This is a genomic window from Bacillus sp. FSL K6-1560 (assembly GCF_038592935.1).
GTDB lineage: Bacteria > Bacillota > Bacilli > Bacillales > Bacillaceae > Bacillus > Bacillus subtilis.
Window position 1 is genome coordinate 302523 of the sequence record NZ_CP151946.1, and the last position, 21303, is coordinate 323825.

Consider the following 21303-nt stretch of genomic DNA (forward strand, 5'->3'; position numbering starts at 1 on the left):
AGATCGTTTTTAAACATCGCAGAACAGGACGCATCTTTACTTTTTCCCCGCCATCCTCTATACTTTTTCCTTAGGTGAAAATGAGATTTCAACCGAGAATAAAAGCTGATAAGACGCTTACAATAAATGAATACAGCCTCGAAAGGGAGATGACAATTGAGCGAACTTTGGTACACAGAGAAGCAGACGAAAAACTTTGGCATTACGATGAAGGTTAACAAGACGTTACATACAGAACAAACGGAGTTTCAGCATTTAGAAATGGTGGAAACAGAAGAGTTCGGCAACATGCTTTTTTTGGACGGCATGGTGATGACATCTGAAAAAGACGAATTCGTTTATCACGAAATGGTGGCGCATGTCCCATTATTCACGCACCCAAATCCGGAGCACGTTCTCGTAGTCGGCGGTGGTGACGGCGGCGTTATCAGAGAAATCCTGAAGCACCCAAGCGTGAAAAAAGCGACACTTGTAGATATTGACGGCAAGGTTATCGAATACTCTAAAAAGTTCCTTCCTTCTATCGCAGGCAAACTGGATGATCCGCGCGTTGACGTGCAGGTAGATGACGGATTTATGCACATTGCAAAATCTGAAAATCAATATGACGTCATCATGGTAGATTCGACTGAACCAGTCGGACCGGCTGTAAACCTGTTTACAAAAGGATTCTACGCAGGAATCGCTAAAGCGCTGAAAGAAGACGGCATTTTTGTCGCACAGACGGACAACCCATGGTTTACACCGGAATTAATCACAAATGTACAGCGCGACGTGAAGGAAATCTTCCCGATTACGAAGCTGTATACGGCGAACATTCCGACATATCCGAGCGGTTTGTGGACATTTACAATTGGCTCGAAAAAATATGATCCGCTTGCAGTGGAAGACAGCCGTTTCTTCGATATTGAGACGAAATATTACACAAAAGATATTCATAAAGCGGCGTTTGTTCTGCCGAAATTTGTGAGTGACCTGATTAAATAATGAAGGTATGGCGCAGGAGCGAATCTTGCGCTTTTTTACAGGAAAGCGAGGGTATTATAGATGAGATTTGATGAAGCTTATTCAGGAAAAGTATTTATCGCGAGCCGTCCCGAGTGGGAAGAGGCGGACGCCATTCTTTACGGCATGCCGATGGACTGGACAGTCAGCTATCGCCCGGGCTCACGCTTTGGTCCAAGCAGAATCCGTGAGGTGTCAATCGGCCTTGAGGAATACAGCCCATATTTAGACCGCGATCTGGCTGACTTGAACTTCTTTGACGCCGGCGACATTCCGCTGCCGTTCGGAAATCCGCAGCGAAGCCTAGATATGATTGAAGAGTACGTGGACAGCATTTTAGAAAAAGGGAAGTTCCCAATGGGTATGGGCGGGGAGCACCTCGTGTCATGGCCTGTCATTAAAGCGATGTACAAGAAATACCCAGACCTTGCGGTTATCCATTTTGACGCACATACAGATCTTCGTGTTGATTATGAGGGAGAACCGCTTTCTCACTCCACGCCGATCCGTAAGGCGGCAGAATTGATCGGACCGCACAATGTGTATTCATTCGGAATCCGTTCCGGCATGAAAGAAGAGTTTGAATGGGCGAAGGAAAACGGCATGCACATCTCAAAATTTGAAGTGCTTGAACCGCTGAAAGAGGTGCTTCCGAAGCTGGCGGGCCGTCCGGTTTATGTCACAATTGACATTGACGTATTAGACCCTGCACACGCACCGGGTACAGGAACGGTTGACGCCGGCGGCATCACGTCTAAAGAACTGCTTGCATCCGTCCATGAAATTGCGCGTTCAGAGGTAAACGTAAAGGGCGCTGATTTAGTGGAAGTCGCACCGGTGTATGACCACTCAGAGCAAACGGCAAACACAGCCAGCAAAATCATCCGTGAAATGCTGCTTGGGTTTGTGAAATAGTTTTTAATAAAAAAGGGTCTGAATTACATCCAGGCCCTTTTTTATCTTTTAATTATTTAAAGTCATTTTATAAGAAATTCTTTTATTAGATTCGTTGTCTATTACAGTATAATAAGCAGATACTTTTGATGATTCAGGATTGAAATTTTTATAATTTACTTTTTCGTCGGGATACAAACTTAATCCTACATATCCTAGTACTGTTTTCCCTGGTGGAATCTCTGTATTGAATTGATACTTATCCGGCAAATCATAATTATAAGGCATCAATTGTTTATTATATTGATACTGACCAAAAAATAAAAAGTTTTTTCCGTCCGGTGAAAGATCTTCTAGAGTAATTTTATGATTAGAAGTATTTTCAGCATTAAAAGGCAAAATGTATATATATTTTATGGAATTTGTATCTTTATCAAATGACTTGACCGGCTTTAATGGTTTTAAAATATGGAATTTTATTCCTTTTCCTGTATCGATTGTTTGGTTTGCGGCAATATTAATATTTTTTGGAGTATATTTATCATTTTGGGCATTCACTGTATAGAAACGAACACAGCTGAATGTTACTATTATTAATAAAACAATAAAGAAAATCCAACGTTTATTCATCTGTATCCTCCAGTTTACCTTCACTAATATCAATAATTCTGTCGACAACACTATTTTCACATAGTGTATCATCATGACTAGCCACTACAATCGTTGTGCCGTTTTCTTTTTCGGTTTTTAGGATATCCAGTATAAGATTAATCCCTTTTTTGTCTAAGGCATTTGTCGGTTCATCTAAAAGAAGTAATTTGGGTTTTTCCATTATTGCTTGAGCAATTCCTAAGCGTTGCTTCATCCCTAAAGAATAGCGTTTGACTTTACGCTTATCTTCGGGGTCTAACCCAACTTTTCTTATTACTTCTTTGATTTCTTCATCAGATACTTTTTTCTTGATAGAAGCAAGGAATTTCAGATTTTGAAATCCCGAATAGACAGGGATGAAGCTCGGGTATTCAATTAACAGACCTGTATGTTCAGAGAAGTCAATATCTTTTCCGATCACGAGGCCGTTAACAGAAACTTCGCCTTTTATTAATGTTAGCAGTCCGGCGATGGCTCTTAAAATCATTGTCTTTCCAGATCCATTATGGCCTCTTAACACGACAAATTCGTTTTCTTTAATTGAAAAACTGATATCATCTAATACATGATTTCCCTTTAATTTTTTTACTATATTTTTACACTCGATATACGACGTCATAATTACTCTCCTAAAATATCTGTTTTTTTAATAAAAACTAGGCTGATAAAAGTACAAGCTGCACAGAAAATAAGTGCAATCAATAAAAAGTCAGAGGCATGAAAAAAACGACCATCTGAGTAGTTAATGTTCATGCGCGAATAATCAATAAAAGCCCACTTTCCAGCCATAGCAAATGAAGCGATGAATAAAGAGCTGTGAAAAAAAATAGATATTACAATATAAGCAACAATAATAATAAATGCTGATATAAAAGATATCATGAAAGTTAAAGTTTCTAGCAAAACTGCATACATAAACGAAACTAAGATTTGAATTAACATAAATAATATTACCTTGCTGTTCAGTTCTGCTGTAAAGCCATTAAATGAGGTAAATAACATAATGTATATAAAAAGCCATACGCACCAAATAGATCCAATCAGAACAAACAGTGACAGAAGTTTGCTGAATATATATACTCCTTTTTTGGGGAGTTTTGGAAGGATATAAGCTCCAGAAATTTGAATGTCACTAAACATAAAATTACCCACAATCAACAAAGGCAGCACTTGAAAACTAATCCATTGTAGAGGGATAGATAATCTATGCTGTGTATATAAGATATGTAGATCAAAGAAATTCATCGAATGAAATAGTGTGGTCAGGCTGTCGGAAAAACTTTGATGTTCTAGCTGTCCCGTCTTATTGCTATTCCAGAGGAAGCATAAAAGAAGGAGGGCAACAGCTAAGCTAATGACAAAGTATGTAATCTTACTTTCATTGAAACGCATGACAATATCACGTTTCAGCATATTCATAAAAGACAATCAGTTTGCTCCTTTCTCCTCAACCTGCTGTAAATAATTGCGTCGCTTTATAGATTCTATAGAAATCCCGAATAATAACAACATAATCCCTAATCTAATCAATAATAATTCAGCCGAATCACTTAATTCCAGTACAAAACCATTTAAAAAGAGCATACCATTACATGCAAGGTAATCAATTAAAAATAAAAGAATGAATAGAAAAACTACAATGATTTGATTCAAATACAGTAAAATAAATGAAACAACATAACAAATGAAAATAAATGCAAAGACATGAGTGATGAAAGATATCGGGGTCACATACAATAGTCCCGTATCATTGAATACACATAAAGTATATAATTCACCCATAATGATAATCCCGTATACTGCTGAAAATAAAAGTGTTTTTAAAAGGTATATCATTGTTAGATAAGGTGCATTGTTTACTCGGATTACAGTATAAATTGAAAAGTAATCGGATGAGATCAAAACAGAAAATACAACGGCAGCAGGGCATAAAATAGAAACGAGATGCCAATAGGAAAAAATATTTTCCAGTACAAAACTATCATCACTACCATTTTCTTGATGAAAAAAGAAATAAACAGCAATTAACTGCAGCAGTAATGCGACGGTGATACCCGGCCACTTCATTCTTAATGTTGATTTTAGAGTATTATAATAAAACACGGCGTTTTTTTCCCCACATATAAAGTAAAGTAGTTACAATGAACACGCTAAGGTTCAAATAAATAAACTTATCTACACTCAAAAACCCTCCATCGTTAACAATATATTTCATTGGATTGTAATGGTTGTTGAGTAAAGTAAAGCCTATCAAATTAATTAAGAAAGGTATGATATAAACAAAATATTTCTTTTTAATAAAAAATGATAAAGCTAATCCAATGGAAGAGAGAATGGCACCGTACAAACCATTTAGTATAAATAAAATGAGAGTATAAATCAGCGAGTTTTGATAATAAAGGTTTGCTAAATCAGTTCCGCCCAAAACGATTGGGTCCATATAATTGACGATTCCGTCCGGATTTACTGAAGGATATGTCATCATCAGCAAGTAAAGGTTTAATAATAACGGTAAAAAAATAACCAAAAAAGAAATCACAACATTCAATCCGAATAATACTGTAAAGTATTTCTTTTTAGTTGTTTTCGTTATAACATTCATAAAAAATCCAGTATTTTTATCTTCACGGTACATACCGGACATTGGAAGTGATGCTAATAACGGAAGAATGAGAATCCAGACAGTCTGAGCTGAGGTTGTATTTCCTTCTGCAATATTCGATAAAAACGGTGAGTTATGGATTTCATAAGGAAGATTGATCTTCTGATGAAAGAAGAGTATACCTAGATAACTGACGATCATAAGAACGATACTAATGAATAAAGAAAAATAAATCTCTTTATTTTTCAATAAACGCTTTAAAAAGAACGAAATCATGTGCGAGGCTCCTGTTTATTTTATTAAAACTCTGTGTGAGTTTTGGATAGTTTTATTTTAATAAACAATCTTGAAGAGTGGATATTATTTTTACCTTAAAAAGCGATCTTACATGTTTAATGTAAGATCGCTTTGTTTTGAGAAAAGCTATTAATAGATTGTATAATTTCCCTTAGGTTTTACGCTGTCAGGACTCCAATCAGTTGGGAAAGAATCACTGCTGCGGCTGTAACCGCCAAACCTTACGGGTACATTTCTCCCGTAATTTTCAACAGCAGTGTTGGAAAATAAGTATGTATGACCCGGGTGTACTGTTCCTTCGTGAGTTCCACCACCGGATACATTGTGCCAGTCGCGCCCGCCAGAGTGAACGTTTTTATCTGCCTCTGCCCATACATTAAATTTACCTCCATCATCTTTCTTTAGGAGATGCATATACATGTAGCTTCTATTTTGTTTTCTTCGAGCAGTTGTATAGTCGTAAGGGCTGTACCATCTGAAAGTAAAATGCACCCTTGAATCGCTCGTATTTGCTTTTGCATGAACCGCCTGTGTAACACCCAGTGAGGAAACTGCGATCCCAAACATGATGATGAGTAAACTAATCCTTTTTTTGAATTGAACTTTCAAAATAAATCCTCCATTTTTAAACTCCAATTGAAGTGATACTGAACTTAAGTCATATATATATTAGTTCAAAAAAAAGGAAAAGTAAACATATTTTTATTTTCATATAATAAAAATTATCTTGTTTCCTATGTTTGTGGGTTAGGTAACCAATTTAAATTAGTTAGTAATAATATTTAGAGATTCAAAAAATAAAACTTTTGTCCCAATTGTGTATTTAACAAAAAAACAACCGGTGAAAACCGGTTGTATTCATTAAATCATTCCTCGTTGTGCAACTTCAATTTGGTGTGTAGGTGCATTTGCAATAGTTGTTGCCACGAACACAGTGCTTAGAGCCAGACAAGAGAGTAATAGTTTAGACTTCAATTTCATACAAACTCACTCCTCCTTGAATAAGTTGCCTTACTTGTTCCACCTTCAAAAAATAAGCAGAAGCTTTTTGAAAATTTTTACGTTCATGATAATATTTTGCCACATCAATAGCGAAATCTTCAAGATCAGCATACAACATTTTACTTTCGAGAAAATTAAAAAATCCTTGAATTGCTTCTTCATCCGGGCCTGATAAGTATAAAGATTTCAAAAATTCAAACTCTGATAAATATATTACATCTCCGGCCTTTTGTGAATAAGCCATTCCCTTACTATGATATTCATGAGCTTTATCCATTTTTCCTAATTTATAATGGATCTGTGTAATTAAAAAATACGCTTGAGGTAAGGAAGGAAGAATATTTGATTCTTCAAAAACAGCTATTGCTCTTTTGAAATAAGGTATGGCATCCTCATATTGGCTTTGGCTGTTTTTACAAAGCCCGATATTGTACAAAGTTCTCCCCATTAATTGGGGCTGCTTTTCAGCTTCTGCCATAGAATAAGCTTTTTGAAAATGTGAGATGGCATCCTCATACTGTTTTAAATCTAAAAAATTGGTGGCAAATAAAGAATGACACTGCAGCAATCTTATATTATAAGCTTCATGTTCTTTGTATATTTCATATGCTTGCCGTGCATAGTCCATTGAAAAATACGTTTGTTTCATATAGTAATAAGATTCAGACATCTTAAAGAAAAACTCAGCTTTCTCTATCCGATCCTTAACGAATATCAGCTTGCTTTCGGCCTTTTTGAAAAATTTAATAGCCGACAGATATTCCCGCTGGTCCAGCTCGTACATGCCTCTGAAGAAATTAAAATAGTACTCAAGCAGACCAGTTAAACGAGCCTGTTTTTTATCAATCTCAAGCAGCAGATCAGACAGTCTCGGCTGTTCCTCAATCCTCATTTTTTCTAACGGTTCAAGGTACTCAAGCATTAGGTTGTGCCGAAACTCCATCAGTGAATAGTACAAATGAAGGTCTTGATCTTCTTCCATTTGATCCAGCTCTTGCTTGATTTCTCGTCGCAAATATTCTGCATCGGGTATGCTGAATCGGCGTATGTACATATACCATTCGTTAATCTTTTCTCCGATGGAAGAAGAAGATATGACACCTGTCACGTTTGCAAATCCCTCCCTTCATAATTCTATATATGTCATATTTTATCATCAACATTCTTGTGAGAAGCGCAAAAAAACCGCAATTTTTTCTTTCGTTACACCGCATGTTTGGAGATATATTTTCAAAAAGAAGCTTTTACCCTCAGTAATTTGTACAAGCAAACACGTTACTCTTCCATATTCTGTTATATCTGCGTGAGCAGTGTATGTCTGAAAAGGAAGTGAAGGAATGAGAAAAAATAAGCTTTCCTTTAAAGAAAAAGCAGGAGCAGAACAAGAAGAGTGCTTATGTTTTTGTGAGGGAGAAGCAAGCCGAGAAGCCATGTTTCAAGCGCCGATTGAATTACCTGAAGGATTTGTCGTTGATCCGGCTGAAGCTGTTGCAAACGTGACGTGGAATGCAGACAGCCTTTCTTGTGTCAGTGACCGTTGCTTAATTCAAACGGGGCCAGAGCCTGATGAGGTCGGTGTTCAATTTGCAGTGCGCCTGCAGGGAACCGTTACGCTACTCGTCAGTGTCTCACCTGTGCGAAATCAATATGGACAAGGGGACGGGGCTGTTTCCGTCATTCACAATGCAGAAATCGATCAAGTCGTCTATTATTCCGATGAACCGGATGATTGCCCGGATATCAGTGACATCACGATTGAGAACCTTGTTGTTGTTCCGCCGTTTTACGGCAGTCCTTTATCGGTGACGGGGACGATTGTGCTTGTACCGGAGCCGGAACCCGTCTACGCGTTTACAGCGAATCCAAATGATCAATCAGTTTCTGTGATTGATACAAACACCCATACTGTTGTGACAACGATTGCTCTTCCGTACAATCCGGCAGGTATTGAAATTACGCCAGATAAAAGCGCTGTGTTTGTCTTACATCCCAACAATAATGTGATTTCTGTCATCGATTATGACACATTAACAGTGACAGCAACTATATTGCTGGATCAGCCGCCTCGATTGATTAGATTTATCCCTAATCATGAGTTTGCTTATGTTTTCACCGGTACTGCCATTTATGTGATTGGAATTGATACGTTGACTGTTGAGAGGTCTATTCCTGTAGAAGGTTTTGATATTGCAATTGACCCCAATGGGTTGTTCGCCTATGTTCTTAATTTTGGGTTAGTGCAAAAAGTGGACTTATCTACCGGTGAAGTCTTAGGAACGATTGAACGAGAGCTTATCGTATCATCCATAGAAACAGATTCTACGGAGCGGTATGCGTATGTATTAGAACAAGAATTCTTATTCAATTATTTGACGGTTATTGATTTAAATACGTTTACGATCAGGGATACCCAAGAGCTGGAGCCTGACGGGCTATATGTAATGTTTACGAGTGGATCAGAGGTGTATTTACATGACAGCTTCACTGGCAATTTATATTCTGTCAGTCCGAATGGAGCAGGTGTAATTGGAAATCTTCCGCAATCAGCAACAGACTATGCGTTTACCCCGAATGGCGATTTTCTGTATGCAACTCGTTTTATAGAGCAGAGCATCATTGTTTACAACACAGATGATTATTCTGAGGAAACTGTGATATCTCTTGGGGTTTCACCGGGTGCCATTACGATTTAACCGCTGCATGTTGTGCATTTCTAAAAGGACGTGAAATCATGAAAAAGAATGATCTTTCTGCTTTACAGGAAAATTGTTTCTGTTTTTGTGATGAGGAAATTAGCCGGGAAGCGCCGTTTCAAGTGCCGATAGATATCCCTGAGGGCTTCAAGGTTGATTCGGCAGAAGCGTCAGCGGCTGTTACATGGAGTACAGACAATTTGTCCTGTATCAGTGAGCCTTGCTTAATCCAGACTGGGCCGGAACCAGAAGATATCGGTGTTCGATATGCCGTGAGAGTACAAGGGACCATTACGCTTCTTGTCAGTGTTTCGCCTGTACGAAATCAATATGGACAAGGAGACGGGGCTGTTTCGGTGATTCATACCGAAGAGATTGATCAAGTTGTTTATTATGCAGCACAGTCTGACCGCTGTCCTGATTTTAGTCAAATGACAGTGGAAGATCTTCTCATTGTACCGCCTTTCTACGGCAGTCCGCTTACGGTGGCCGGGACACTTGTTTTACCGCCATCGCCAGACCCTCAATCATATGTGTTTACTGCCAATACTGGAGACAGCACGGTTTCGGTCATTGATGCAGATTTAAACACTGTTGTAAAAACAATCCCGTTTTCTGCTGTGCCAACTAATCTAGGCATTACTTTCGATAAAGCATTCACGTATATCCTCCATGGAAATACCAACCTTGTCTCAGTGATTGATAATAAAACATTAACTATCATAAATACCATTACTGTTGGAGGAGGGCCGAGAAAAATCGAATTTGATCCAACAGATGAGTTCGCATACGTGATGGCCGCCGGATCTATATATGTGATTAACACGGCCTCTCAATCGGTCATTGATGTCATTCCGATACCCGGCGCTTTAGACTTTGCTCTTGATCCGAATGGACAGTATGTCTATACCGCTAATGGAAGCAGTTGGTCGGTTGATAAATATGATGTAAATACTGGGCAGTTGGTAGAAAGTATCATAGATTCATTTGAATTTCCCAGTTTAATTGCAACTCCTTACGCTGGAAATTTTGCGTACGTGTTGAATGGTGAGTTGTGGCCGAAAGGTGTAACGGAGATTAGTTTGTCTCCATTAAGCAGGGGAGGGGACTTCAGCCGTTTATTTGAAACGCTGATGACGATTGTATTTTCTCTCGATAGTACTAGAGCTTATTTTCTAGAGCCATATAGTGAACCGTTTCTCATTAATAACTTATATGTAGTTAATACGGCCAGACAGAGGATCATTGCAAACGTGTCTCTCCCCGGCGCCTTTGACCTCGCCGTAACGCCGGACAAACAGTATATTTATGCGGCACAGCCCAACGACAATGCTGTGACCGTGTACCGCACAAGTGATTATACAGCCGTGACGGTGATTCCGGTTGGCGCGGGTCCGTCTGCGATTGCGATGTAGCTATTTTATAGATCAAGAGAAGCGGTGCTGCGATAAGAGAATCGTTTATAAATAAATGATCCGATTTGCTGAATGGCAGCCAGGATAATCAGAAACAGCAGTTCACTTATAGAGAAACTGAGCATCCACCAAATCCCGGCTGCTGCCAGCACTCCCGCAAACACTTTTCTGAACAGGCTGCCGTGCCGGAAAAGCTGCCGCAAATACGTTCGCATGCAAAACAATAAATACAGGATCAGTAGCATCGCAAGTCCCATTGAAAGGGCAGGGGGCGTATGAAGGCGGAAAGGGACGGCTTTAACGATTTCGAACATGCAGCCGAATATGATGACTTGGCACAACACGGCAGCCATCACGTATGTTTGGCGGACGTTTTTATAGCTGTCACGCAGCGATTTGACGTCTTCTGCATATCGGCTGCACAAGTTGTGTTGCTGAAAGTCACAGCAGCTTTGATGAGACTGTGTGAGTTTCTGAAAAGCTGCTGTCATGTTTTTCACGGATTGGGTGACATAATGAAGATAGAGAAAAGCAGGCAGCATCAGGAGGGCAGCGGTACAAGCCAGCAGTCCGAGCCGCACAGCATCATTGTTGATCATCTGTACATATTGGGCGGCGGCTTCGGCAAAGGCCTGAACCCAGCCGAAGGAATAAGCCGCCATACCTATAAGCAGCAATAAAAGGGTAAAGACAGTGTTTTTTTTCATTGTCTGATCGCCTCTTTCTGAGAAACGTGAATGATCGCTTTGTTAGAAGATGCAATTGCATCAATGAGAGACAAGAAAACCTGCGCATCCATACTTTGAATGATGTGGTACATGTCAAGAAACGAGCAATCGCACCTGTCACACTCGGCTGCCCATTCGAAGCATTTACGCACATAATCGCTGTCATAAATGATCGCGTCTGTCAAAGAGTCCTTGCCGTATTGAAGCCAGGCGGCAACCTGTTCTTTCTTCTGTGTGACATAGTATGAAGCCACATCGATATAAGCTGAAGAATGGGTCCCTTGACTGTGAAGGATCAAGAAACCGCCATCCTCATATATATAAGTCTCGGCTGACAAGCGATCGATTTCCAGACGGTACGTTTGCTGAATCTCTTGAAAAAACGGTGAATCTAATTGAAATAGAATACGAGCCGCGATATCCCAATAAAGCTTTATCGACAACAGATCGTTTTGCCCGGGAAGTGCGCCGATCTGTAATCCGGTCCAGGTATCTTCCATCCGCACCTCATCACCCAGCACCATTTTTTGTGAGAGGGCTGGAGGGCATGCCGGGATGATTTTTCTTTCAGCATGATAATCCGGACGCTTTTCCAGCTGGAGGTGAGGAGGCAAAAGCGTTTCTGTATTTTCTGAGCCCCCAATCAAAAACAGTGTCATCCGATGGGCTTGGTAGGCAGCCTTATAGGCTTTTTGTAAATCATTGATGTCCAGCGCCTCAATATCTTCGATTCTGCCTGCGGGGAAAACGGCAGCTGGTGAGGAGGGAGAAAGCATGCTGATCAGCTGATAATGATATGAGAGCTGATGGTTAAGGTGTGCTGTTTGAATTTCGCTTGTAATCACAGCTTTTTCCTGAGCGACAATCTTCTTGTCAAATGAGTGGTTCCATAAAGCATCAAGCAGGATGGGAATCGTTTGTCTGAGCCGATCCGGTAATGAGGTAAACATGAAATTGGTATCGGTGTAGGTAGTGAATGCGTTTAAAAGCGCGCCATGCGCAAAAAAATCACTGTACAGATTGCGGCCGTTATGCCAGAAGAGAAGATGCTCTAAAAAATGCGCTGTGCCATACGGAAGCAGTGTATCACCGGATTCTGCCCGTATACATACATCCCGGCTTCCAAAATCGATTTTTACATTGCACAGCCGCAGGTGGGCGCGGGGGAATTTCAATCTGAATATTTTTAGTCCGCTGTCTGTGTATCTGATATCGGTTCGTTCATCCAGCTGTTGAAAAAAGGCTTTCTTTTCCATCTCTTCATCCCCTTACTACATGAGCTCCGATATAATTGATGGTCGCTATGAATTGCAATACATCACGGCATGTAACCGCTGAGATGCCATCCAGCAAGGCTTCTTTCGTGCAGGAGAAGCGGCGCAGGATCCCCATATAGGCCAATAGACCTTCGGGAGAATCGAATTGCAGCAGCAATTCATTGCGTAAAAACTGCTTTGCCTGTTCTAGTTCCCGCTCATCTGTATGAAAAGCTGAGACAGCTTCCAAAACGCGCGGGGGAATGTCTTTCTCATGAAGCTGATCTGTACATATTGAAACAAGCAGCAAATTGTTCATGACATCGTAACGGGTGATAACGTGATAGACTGCCAGATCCTTCTCTCTGAAGTGCTTGAATAAAGCGGAATGGCCGTACTTTCCCAGTAATCCGTCTATTAGCTGTATTTTGATATAATCGCTGGCATCTTTCATCTCTCCGCAGTCAAATCCGAGTGTCAAGACGGAAGGACCTGCAGCACTGCGTGTCTCTGTTTCAAAAACATGCCGGTTTACGGGTATTCTTCCGGACGTTACAGCGGACGTTTGCGGGGCATGTCCCCGAACATCACATGCTTGTACTTGTCCCAATATGTTCAGCTGTTTTTGCTGGGACACTAAATCAACGATAAAGTCCGTTGCGTCGAGAAACCGTTTAGGATGAATCGCCTTTATCCTGTCTCTCCGGCCAAACATGCCTGTGCCGTACATCGGGTTTCCGAAGACCTCCTCAGCCAAGCGCGCCGCCGAGTAGGAGAAAGGATCAGTGAATTTCTTTTCGATTCTCAGCAGCAGCTCATTCCTGGCCTTTTCAACTGCTTCGAATGAAAGAGAAGAAGGGAAAGACAAGTCTGCAAAAGTTTTCAGCAGGGCGTCAACATGAAGATTCCCGTTATATAATGGGTGAATCAAACGGGTCCCGCAGGTTTTCAGCTGCTGATCAAAAAAGAGATTCGCTGAGTACATGAAACGGCTGCCAGCAGCACAACCGAAAGCGTCAATGATTTGCTCCTTCAGGTACGCGGCGGCGCCGTAAAAATAAATTGTTTCTTCCTCAGGTTCCGCCGCGCTTTCGATCGGTTTCAGAAAGCTCGCGGCGATTGATATAGTTGAAAATTGATGAGTCTTCAGCAGGTTAACTTCCAAGCCGTTCTCTTTTGCTTGTATCAAAGAAACCACCATCCTGTTTTTGCAGGTAATAGACTATGACCAGACCGGCTATCGGAATGACCGCCAAGGATACAGCGGTGCCGGCTAATGTGGCTAAGAATAGGGGAAGACAAAACAGATAAGACCGATATTTTGAGAAACCGCTCCATAGCTGCTGCTCCGTCTGCCAGCTGAAGGAGGGCCTTTTTTCATCCGCAGTTAACCTGATAAAAGCTCCCGCCAGCAGCAACTCAATGCACTGCAAAAAAGTGAGAACTGAAATCGGACGGCCGCTGATGAAACCCACAATCATCACGACAAGGAGAAATCCGCCTGCCAATAGGCCTGAATAAAAGCGATATTTCGCCCAAAACATCGTTTTCCGCTTGATCGGAAGCGTGATGAGCAACATCCGGTCATTTTTTTCAATCGAGTACAAAAGGGCGATCGGCGAGCAGATGAGCAAAAGCGCGGAAATCACGATATAAATCACTTGCTGATTGAAGATGCCGGTGTTCATCATCTGGAACGAAAAGAAGCCGCTGAATACCGCCATTACCGCGTAATTTAACAGCATCGCTTTAGAAGAGATAAATCGGTTCCATTCTCTTTTGTAAAACGAAAATTCAGATCGCCGCATAAATGAATGCATCTTGCCCTGCTGCGGAGGCGCCTGCAGAAAGACAGGAAAGTCAATGATCACCGCCCACAGCATATGAACCGCGCAAAGCGGAAGCGTGGTGGCCGGCATCAAAGCGGCGCTGAGACATACACAGGCGAATATCGCCGCATGCAGCAGAAACATCAAGTTCTTCTTTTTGACGAAGTGGTTGCTTAGCACAACTCCGAAAATAATGGAGTAAACGGTAAAAAACGAAAACCTGCCGAGCCAAAACAATGTTTGCGCCCCTGACAGCGTTCCGTTTCCAAATAAGAACAGCGGTAAAATAAAAAAGAATAAAGTTCTTCTCAAACAGGTATCGACAAACAAAACGACACTCTGGGCGAGCCAAAAGCTCCGTGAAGAAATCGGCAGCAGGCAGCTCAGTTTCATATAAGATTCCTTCCATTGAGATGTCACGGAAAGAAACACCATATATGTGTTCATCAAAAGAAGCGCGAGTATGATATACGTTTTGCGCAACACCGATTCATCAATGCCGGCCTGGCGGATCAGCCCGATTTCAAACACGGCCAGAATGACAAGGCCTGCGGCAATGCGGATGGCGTCCTTTTTCCCTTGCCGGCTGTAAAGCTGTTTGAACAGCAAAGACATGATGGGGATTATGTTATTCATGGCCGATCACCTCGAAAAATTCCCGCCGCAGATCGGTCTCCTCTCCAATCGAAATGACCTTTTGGATCTGTTTGTTGTGAAGAATAGCCGCATAATCACAAAATCTTTGCACGACATCGAGCAGATGAGAAGAAAACAAAATGGTCCCGCCTGCTTCACAGTACTCGCGCATTTTCTGATAAAAAACCTCTATCGATTCCACATCCAAACCGACGAGCGGCTCATCCAAAATAAACAGGGGAGCGCGCAGCAATAAGCCTGTCATCAATACAACCTTTTGCCTGTTCCCCAAGGACAGCTCCGAAATTCTCCTGTTGGTGTATTTCGAAAAATGAAAGGCCTCGGCCAAACTGGCAAACTGCTGCTCTGAAAAATCCTTTTGATAAAGCGAATGGACGAAAGACACATAGTCCTTCGCCGTAATTTCTGTAAATAGCAGCGGGTAATCGGCGGCGAAGTAACGGTGAGTCTTCAGCTGATCTGATGTTTTCTGCGGCATGCCGGCCTCCGCTTCAATTCCGCACAGTGTAAAGCGCCCGCTGAAATTGCGGTTCACGCCTGTCAGCGTATTAATCAGTGTCGTTTTTCCGGCGCCGTTTACCCCAAGCAACCCGTAAACGGCGCCTTTTTCTAAATGTAAATCCACTTGTTCTAAGATGACGTTGTCCCGTTCATACCAAACGGATACATCGTGTATATCCAAAATGCTCATCGCGAGTCAGCCTTCCGCGCGCGCATCCCGAACAGAATGGCAATGGCAATGAAAATCAGCGTAAACAGATAATCGCTTTTGACAAAATAGACGACTGCGCCGATGACAAAGATAAATGAAAGGATATACAGTAAAATTCTTCTTTGTGCTGGTGACAAATCGTTTCCCTCCTAAATAAGCTGGACCACGTCTTCTAATTGTTCATTTTTCGCCCAAGAGCAAATGTTTTTTCGGTGATATTTGTTAGAGTTCAGCCCTTTTAAGTAACAGCCTCCGCAATAGCCGCTGAACGGGCATTTGTCTTTCATGCAATGTTCGCTGAACCGCGGCGCTTGCGTTTGCCACAGTTTATGGACGAGAGGGGAGTTAAAGATGCTTTCATAGGAATCATGAAAAATATTTCCCAATGAAAATTCCTTTGGAAAGAGGGCGCAAGGACGTACTTCGCCGAACGGGCTGATCACAATGGACTTCCAGCCAGCGCCGCAATTTGCCGCGCGTTTTCTCTCATAAGGAATAATCGGAATCAGATCTTTAAACTCATCAATCACATTTTGCTCGTATTCCATAAACTTGCGGTGCTGCTCGGCGTCTTCGTTGGATGGACAATATCCCTGCCTCTTCCGAAATCGTCAACCCAATTGTAAGAGAACGCCTTCGCCCCGAGATCCCGAACCTTTTGGGCCATATCGTGGATTTCCCACATGTTTTTTTCGAAGACAGACATGGCGACTCTGACAAATATACCGTGGTCACTCAACAATTTTATCGTTTTACAAGTTTGGGCAAAAGAGCCTTTTCTCCCTCTAAAGGAGTCATGGACCTCAGAATTGACACTATCAAGAGAAATGCCGACGATGATTTTTTGCTTGTAAGCCTTCAAAAGCTCCAAACTCTCTTTTCGCATGAGTGTTCCGTTTGTTAAGACAGCGACTTTTTTGAACTTTTTACACACATAGTCAAGAATCTCATTGGCGTTTGGATGGACAAAAATTTCTCCGCCTGTGATTTCGCATGTCAATACACCGTTATCAAACAGCATATCAGCCGTTTTTTTGAATTGCTCAATCGACACGGTGCCGAGCGCTTCAGGTGAGCTTTCCAAATAACAGTGGGCGCATTTCAAATTACAGCGGTGCGTCAGTTCAAAGGTGGCGTGGAGCGGCATCGGAAATTCATTGCTTCCGCTCGTGGTGATTGTATGGCGGCTGGCCCGGTTTCCAAGCTGAATAACCTGCTTGTTCTGGAGCATGTTGAGCATGTCGTAATACCAATCTTTATGGTCTTCCGGTGATTCATCATACACTGCACATTGCTCAGCTAAAATCTGCTCAGCTGTTTTTTGGCCATCCATGCGCATGCAGAGCTCGTAAGCCGTTTTGTTGAGATCCAAATACTCAAAGTCAGAAATGGAGACATTATCGCGCAAGTAGTCGATTTCTAACACGCCGCCCTCAGGAAGCTGGTGAACTCTTACACTTTCATTAATAAATGGAAACATCTGCTCTATAAACAAAATACCATCCCCTATACATATGATTCAAATGAAAAACGGTTGTGTATGTATATCCAAGAGGTAGATTTTAGTTAAAAATTGTAATTTACTTAAAAAGGGCATAGTAGAATGACTATGCCCTTTTGGGAGATCCTTACCCCCATAGACCGAATAGACCTGTTGCACCGGCAATTTCAAAATCAGGGATAGGACCGTCTACTAGACAAGCGGCTCCGATCGAGCATGTTGCACAACCTTTGTTTTCTACAATGACAGCTTTTTTCATAATTGAATCCTCCCTTTTTTTGTTTTTCTAGCAGATCTAGTTGTACTTTTATCTTAAAACTATCAAATTACTAATTCAATACATATAATTTGAAAAAAATGTGAAAAGGAAATGATAGATTTCGGAAAAATGTAACATTTCCTAAAGGTAATTAGTGATATGATTTTCTCTTCTATATAAGGAAATGCTTTTTATGAGGTTTATCTTCAAATCTGATGAGCAATGATGGTAAGATAGAAGCAGTTGAAGTTTACAAACCGAATGATTATACTATTCAAGTCAAAGTGGAATGATGAAAAGGACGTGTCAGAATGAAGCAAGAGACACCGATAACACTCCATGTGAAGTCTGTGATCGAGGATGACGGAAACCAAGAAGTCATCGAATTCCGCACCACCGGATTTTACTATGTAAAACAAAATAAAGTGTATCTATCTTATTATGAAGAACACGACTTAGGCAAAGTCAAAACGATTGTGAAAGTAAGCGAAGGCGAAGTCCTGGTCATGAGGTCAGGCGCTGTCAAAATGAATCAGCGTTTCGTAACGGGAGCTTCCACAATTGCTAAATATAAAATGTCATTTGGTGAGCTTGAGCTGAAAACAAGCACAAAATCGATTCAATCTGATCTCGATGAAGAAAAAGGCCGTATCAGCATCGCATATGACATGCATGTCGGAGACGAGCAGGAGCATTTACATAATATGACGATCACGTATGAGGGAGGAACTCACGCATGAACATTGCGGAACAAATGAAGGACGTGCTGAAAGAAGAAATCAAAGCGGCCGTTCTGAAAGCGGGACTGGCTGAAGAAAGCCAGATCCCCAATGTTGTTTTAGAAACACCGAAAGATAAAACACACGGCGACTACTCAACGAATATGGCGATGCAGCTGGCAAGAGTCGCAAAAAAAGCGCCGCGCCAAATCGCTGAAGAGATTGTCGCTCATTTTGATAAAGGAAAGGCTTCGATTGAAAAACTGGATATCGCCGGCCCGGGTTTTATCAATTTCTATATGAACAATCAATATTTAACAAAGCTGATTCCGTCTGTACTGGAAGCAGGGGAAGCATACGGGGAAACGAACATCGGAAACGGTGAACGAGTTCAGGTAGAATTCGTATCAGCGAATCCGACGGGAGACCTTCACCTCGGGCATGCGCGCGGGGCGGCTGTCGGCGATTCCTTGTGCAACGTGCTTTCAAAAGCGGGTTACGATGTAAGCCGCGAATACTACATTAACGATGCGGGAAACCAAATCAACAATCTGGCGCTTTCTGTTGAAGTCCGTTACTTTGAAGCGCTCGGATTGGAAAAACCGATGCCGGAGGATGGCTACCGCGGCGAGGATATCATTGCGATCGGAAAGCGTCTCGCTGAGGAATACGGTGACCGTTTCGTTAACGAAGAGGAAAGTGAACGCCTCGCGTTTTTCCGTGAATACGGCCTGAAATACGAGCTGGACAAGCTTCGCAAGGACTTGGAAAACTTCCGTGTGCCGTTTGATGTGTGGTATTCCGAAACTTCACTGTACCAAAATGGAAAAATCGACACGGCGCTTGAAGCGCTCCGCGAAAAAGGCCATGTCTATGAAGAAGACGGCGCGACGTGGTTCCGTTCCACGACGTTCGGCGATGATAAAGACCGCGTATTGATCAAGAAGGACGGCACGTACACGTACCTGCTTCCTGATATCGCGTACCATAAGGACAAGCTTGACCGCGGCTTTGATAAGCTGATCAATGTTTGGGGCGCCGATCACCACGGCTACATCCCGCGTATGAAAGCGGCAATCGAAGCACTGGGCTATGAAAAAGGAACGCTTGAAGTAGAAATCATTCAGCTCGTTCACCTTTACAAAAACGGCGAGAAAATGAAAATGAGCAAACGGACCGGTAAAGCCGTAACGATGCGTGACCTGATTGAAGAAGTCGGCTTGGATGCTGTTCGTTACTTCTTTGCAATGCGAAGTGCGGACACCCATATGGATTTTGACTTAGATCTTGCTGTATCAACATCTAACGAAAACCCTGTGTATTATGCACAATACGCGCATGCCCGTATTTGCAGCATGCTTCGCCAAGGGGAAGAGCAGGGACTTAAACCGGCGGCAGATCTTGATTTCAGCCATATTCAATCAGAAAAAGAATACGATCTGCTGAAAACGATCGGCGGCTTCCCAGAGGCAGTGGCGGAAGCAGCGGAAAAACGAATTCCGCACCGTGTCACAAACTATATTTATGATCTGGCTTCTGCTCTGCACAGCTTCTACAACGCAGAGAAAGTCATCGACCCTGAAAATGAAGAGAAAAGCCGCGCGCGCCTGGCTTTAATGAAGGCAACGCAAATTACGCTGAACAATGCGCTTCAGCTGATCGGCGTATCGGCTCCGGAAAAAATGTAATCACGATCAAAAGGACAAAGTCTTCGGGCTTTGTCCTTTTTTTATGAGAAAAACGTGTGATGTAATTCACAATCCTGTTTGGCGAGTTTTTGTATGATAAGACTGATTATTGAATCATTGAAAGGGGCAAGCCAAATGATCAACCGTCAACACATTCAATTATCGTTACAGTCATTAAGCTTGGTGGCAGGGTTTATGGTTTGGGTGCTGATTTCATCACTCATTTCCCAAATCACATTAGATATTCATTTAAGCAAGGGCGAGATTTCTTTGGTGACGGCGATTCCTGTGATCCTCGGGTCGCTTCTCCGCATTCCTTTAGGGTATTTAACGAACAGGTTTGGCGCGCGGCTCATGTTTATGGTCAGCTTCATCCTGCTTTTATTTCCTGTATTTTGGATCAGTATCGCGGACTCTCTGTTTGATTTAATCGCAGGCGGCTTTTTCTTAGGGATCGGGGGAGCGGTGTTTTCCATTGGAGTGACCTCCCTCCCGAAATATTATCCGAAAGAAAAGCACGGTGTCGTCAATGGGATTTACGGTGCAGGAAATATCGGGACAGCCGTTACGACATTTGCAGCGCCGGTTATCGCTCAAGCCGTCGGGTGGAAATCAACCGTGCAGATGTATCTGGTTTTGCTGGCTGTCTTTGCCTTACTGCACGTTTTGTTCGGCGACAGGCATGAGAAGAAGGTCAAAGTTTCTGTTAAGACTCAAATCAAAGCCGTTTACCGAAATCATGTGCTATGGTTTCTGAGCCTGTTTTATTTTATTACGTTCGGTGCCTTTGTCGCCTTCACTATCTATCTGCCGAACTTTCTGGTCGAGCATTTTGGGCTGAATCCTGCAGATGCCGGCTTGCGGACGGCTGGCTTTATTGCGGTTTCTACGCTGCTCAGGCCTGCGGGCGGATTCCTGGCTGATAAAATGAGCCCGCTCCGCATCTTAATGTTTGTTTTTGCCGGGCTTACATTATCAGGCATTATCCTATCGTTCTCGCCGACAATTGGCCTTTATACGTTTGGATCATTAACCGTGGCCGTCAGCTCAGGCATAGGAAACGGGACTGTTTTTAAACTGGTGCCATTCTATTTTTCGAAGCAAGCGGGGATTGCCAATGGGATTGTGTCTGCCATGGGCGGATTAGGCGGCTTTTTTCCTCCGCTCATATTGGCGAGTGTGTTTCAGGCAACAGGCCAGTACTCGATTGGGTTTATGGCGCTTTCAGAGGTGGCGTTAGCCAGCTTTGTCCTTGTCATATGGATGTATTGGCAGGAAAGAATGAAAACACACACGGAGAGAAACAGCCAGAGCATCAACTAACACTGGGGCATTCACAAGATTGTTAGTTTTTTCTCGATGGGTACAAATCAATTCACGTTACAATAAACACAC

At 42.2% G+C, this 21303-nt stretch carries 23 protein-coding genes and 2 pseudogenes; 8 read left to right on the forward strand and 17 right to left on the reverse strand.

Annotated features, from left to right (window positions below; genetic code table 11):
- The first annotated feature begins 156 nt into the window (after positions 1–156).
- Both speE and speB read left to right on the forward strand, forming a co-directional pair.
- Positions 157–987, forward strand: a complete 831-nt coding sequence (speE, locus tag NYE22_RS01680; RefSeq protein WP_003227543.1) for a spermidine synthase — start codon at positions 157–159, stop codon at positions 985–987.
- A 60-nt stretch (positions 988–1047) separates the two neighbouring features.
- On the forward strand, positions 1048–1920 hold the full coding sequence (gene speB / locus NYE22_RS01685; protein ID WP_172861278.1) for an agmatinase: 873 nt from the start codon (positions 1048–1050) through the stop codon (positions 1918–1920).
- Positions 1921–1968: 48 nt separating this feature from the next.
- Here speB and NYE22_RS01690 read toward each other — a convergent pair whose 3' ends face one another.
- From NYE22_RS01690 to rapF, 8 genes are all read right to left on the reverse strand, one after another.
- Complete coding sequence (locus NYE22_RS01690; protein WP_342412252.1) at positions 1969–2529, reverse strand: hypothetical protein; 561 nt, start codon at positions 2527–2529, stop codon at positions 1969–1971.
- Positions 2522–3169, reverse strand: coding sequence for an ABC transporter ATP-binding protein (locus NYE22_RS01695; protein ID WP_342412253.1), 648 nt, complete (start codon positions 3167–3169; stop codon positions 2522–2524). Before NYE22_RS01695 ends, NYE22_RS01690 begins: the two co-directional genes overlap by 8 nt.
- A gap of 2 nt (positions 3170–3171) precedes the next feature.
- A complete protein-coding gene (locus NYE22_RS01700) occupies positions 3172–3969 on the reverse strand; it encodes a hypothetical protein (RefSeq protein WP_235701103.1) in 798 nt (265 codons plus the stop codon).
- A gap of 9 nt (positions 3970–3978) precedes the next feature.
- Positions 3979–4653: a hypothetical protein gene (locus tag NYE22_RS01705; protein WP_015714894.1), complete on the reverse strand. Its 675-nt coding sequence runs from the start codon at positions 4651–4653 to the stop codon at positions 3979–3981.
- Positions 4640–5428, reverse strand: a complete 789-nt coding sequence (locus NYE22_RS01710) for a membrane protein (protein ID WP_038829810.1) — start codon at positions 5426–5428, stop codon at positions 4640–4642. The genes NYE22_RS01705 and NYE22_RS01710 overlap by 14 nt, the downstream gene beginning before the upstream one ends.
- Positions 5429–5578: 150 nt before the next feature.
- On the reverse strand, positions 5579–6058 hold the full coding sequence (locus NYE22_RS01715; RefSeq protein WP_103804110.1) for a hypothetical protein: 480 nt from the start codon (positions 6056–6058) through the stop codon (positions 5579–5581).
- Between the two features lie 252 nt (positions 6059–6310).
- Complete coding sequence (gene phrF, locus NYE22_RS01720; RefSeq protein ID WP_009968329.1) at positions 6311–6430, reverse strand: phosphatase RapF inhibitor PhrF; 120 nt, start codon at positions 6428–6430, stop codon at positions 6311–6313.
- Positions 6414–7559 carry a response regulator aspartate phosphatase RapF gene (rapF, locus tag NYE22_RS01725; protein WP_038829812.1) on the reverse strand — a complete coding sequence of 382 codons (1146 nt, stop codon included), beginning with the start codon at positions 7557–7559 and terminating at the stop codon, positions 6414–6416. The genes phrF and rapF overlap by 17 nt, the downstream gene beginning before the upstream one ends.
- Positions 7560–7561: 2 nt before the next feature.
- Between rapF and NYE22_RS01730 the strand changes: the two are divergent.
- The 3 genes and pseudogenes from NYE22_RS01730 to NYE22_RS01740 all read left to right on the forward strand — a co-directional run bounded on the left by NYE22_RS01730 (position 7562) and on the right by NYE22_RS01740 (position 10559).
- Positions 7562–7792 (forward strand): annotated as a pseudogene (locus NYE22_RS01730) (hypothetical protein).
- Complete coding sequence (locus NYE22_RS01735) at positions 7789–9144, forward strand: YncE family protein (RefSeq protein WP_015250986.1); 1356 nt, start codon at positions 7789–7791, stop codon at positions 9142–9144. Before NYE22_RS01730 ends, NYE22_RS01735 begins: the two are co-directional and overlap by 4 nt.
- Positions 9145–9182: 38 nt before the next feature.
- Positions 9183–10559: a YncE family protein gene (locus NYE22_RS01740; protein ID WP_077670953.1), complete on the forward strand. Its 1377-nt coding sequence runs from the start codon at positions 9183–9185 to the stop codon at positions 10557–10559.
- A gap of 5 nt (positions 10560–10564) precedes the next feature.
- Here NYE22_RS01740 and albG read toward each other — a convergent pair whose 3' ends face one another.
- From albG to sboA, 9 genes and pseudogenes are all read right to left on the reverse strand, one after another.
- Positions 10565–11266: an antilisterial bacteriocin subtilosin biosynthesis protein AlbG gene (gene albG / locus NYE22_RS01745; protein WP_077670954.1), complete on the reverse strand. Its 702-nt coding sequence runs from the start codon at positions 11264–11266 to the stop codon at positions 10565–10567.
- Positions 11263–12543 carry a pitrilysin family protein gene (locus NYE22_RS01750; protein ID WP_077670955.1) on the reverse strand — a complete coding sequence of 427 codons (1281 nt, stop codon included), beginning with the start codon at positions 12541–12543 and terminating at the stop codon, positions 11263–11265. The genes albG and NYE22_RS01750 overlap by 4 nt, the downstream gene beginning before the upstream one ends.
- 4 nt (positions 12544–12547) lie before the next feature.
- Complete coding sequence (albE, locus tag NYE22_RS01755) at positions 12548–13708, reverse strand: antilisterial bacteriocin subtilosin biosynthesis protein AlbE (RefSeq protein WP_077671151.1); 1161 nt, start codon at positions 13706–13708, stop codon at positions 12548–12550.
- The gene (gene albD / locus NYE22_RS01760; protein WP_120027588.1) at positions 13698–15008 is read right to left on the reverse strand and encodes an antilisterial bacteriocin subtilosin biosynthesis protein AlbD; all 1311 of its coding nucleotides are present in this window, start codon (positions 15006–15008) and stop codon (positions 13698–13700) included. Before albD ends, albE begins: the two co-directional genes overlap by 11 nt.
- Positions 15001–15720, reverse strand: coding sequence for an ABC transporter ATP-binding protein (locus NYE22_RS01765; RefSeq protein ID WP_342412254.1), 720 nt, complete (start codon positions 15718–15720; stop codon positions 15001–15003). The genes albD and NYE22_RS01765 overlap by 8 nt, the downstream gene beginning before the upstream one ends.
- Positions 15717–15878 carry an antilisterial bacteriocin subtilosin biosynthesis protein AlbB gene (gene albB, locus NYE22_RS01770; protein ID WP_003222006.1) on the reverse strand — a complete coding sequence of 54 codons (162 nt, stop codon included), beginning with the start codon at positions 15876–15878 and terminating at the stop codon, positions 15717–15719. Before albB ends, NYE22_RS01765 begins: the two co-directional genes overlap by 4 nt.
- Positions 15879–15890: 12 nt before the next feature.
- Positions 15891–17236: pseudogene (gene albA, locus NYE22_RS01775) on the reverse strand (subtilosin maturase AlbA).
- A 24-nt stretch (positions 17237–17260) separates the two neighbouring features.
- On the reverse strand, positions 17261–17413 hold the full coding sequence (gene sboX, locus NYE22_RS01780; RefSeq protein WP_010886632.1) for a bacteriocin-like protein SboX: 153 nt from the start codon (positions 17411–17413) through the stop codon (positions 17261–17263).
- Positions 17370–17501 (reverse strand): subtilosin A, encoded by a 132-nt coding sequence (gene sboA / locus NYE22_RS01785; RefSeq protein ID WP_003222002.1) that lies wholly within the window; start codon positions 17499–17501, stop codon positions 17370–17372. Before sboA ends, sboX begins: the two co-directional genes overlap by 44 nt.
- A gap of 311 nt (positions 17502–17812) precedes the next feature.
- Here sboA and NYE22_RS01790 point away from each other — a divergent pair, with 311 nt between their 5' ends.
- The 3 genes from NYE22_RS01790 to narK all read left to right on the forward strand — a co-directional run bounded on the left by NYE22_RS01790 (position 17813) and on the right by narK (position 21231).
- Complete coding sequence (locus tag NYE22_RS01790) at positions 17813–18241, forward strand: DUF1934 domain-containing protein (RefSeq protein WP_003243604.1); 429 nt, start codon at positions 17813–17815, stop codon at positions 18239–18241.
- Positions 18238–19908, forward strand: a complete 1671-nt coding sequence (gene argS / locus NYE22_RS01795; protein WP_015250994.1) for an arginine--tRNA ligase — start codon at positions 18238–18240, stop codon at positions 19906–19908. Before NYE22_RS01790 ends, argS begins: the two co-directional genes overlap by 4 nt.
- A gap of 135 nt (positions 19909–20043) precedes the next feature.
- Positions 20044–21231 (forward strand): nitrate transporter NarK, encoded by a 1188-nt coding sequence (narK, locus tag NYE22_RS01800; protein ID WP_342412255.1) that lies wholly within the window; start codon positions 20044–20046, stop codon positions 21229–21231.
- Positions 21232–21303 lie beyond the last annotated feature (72 nt).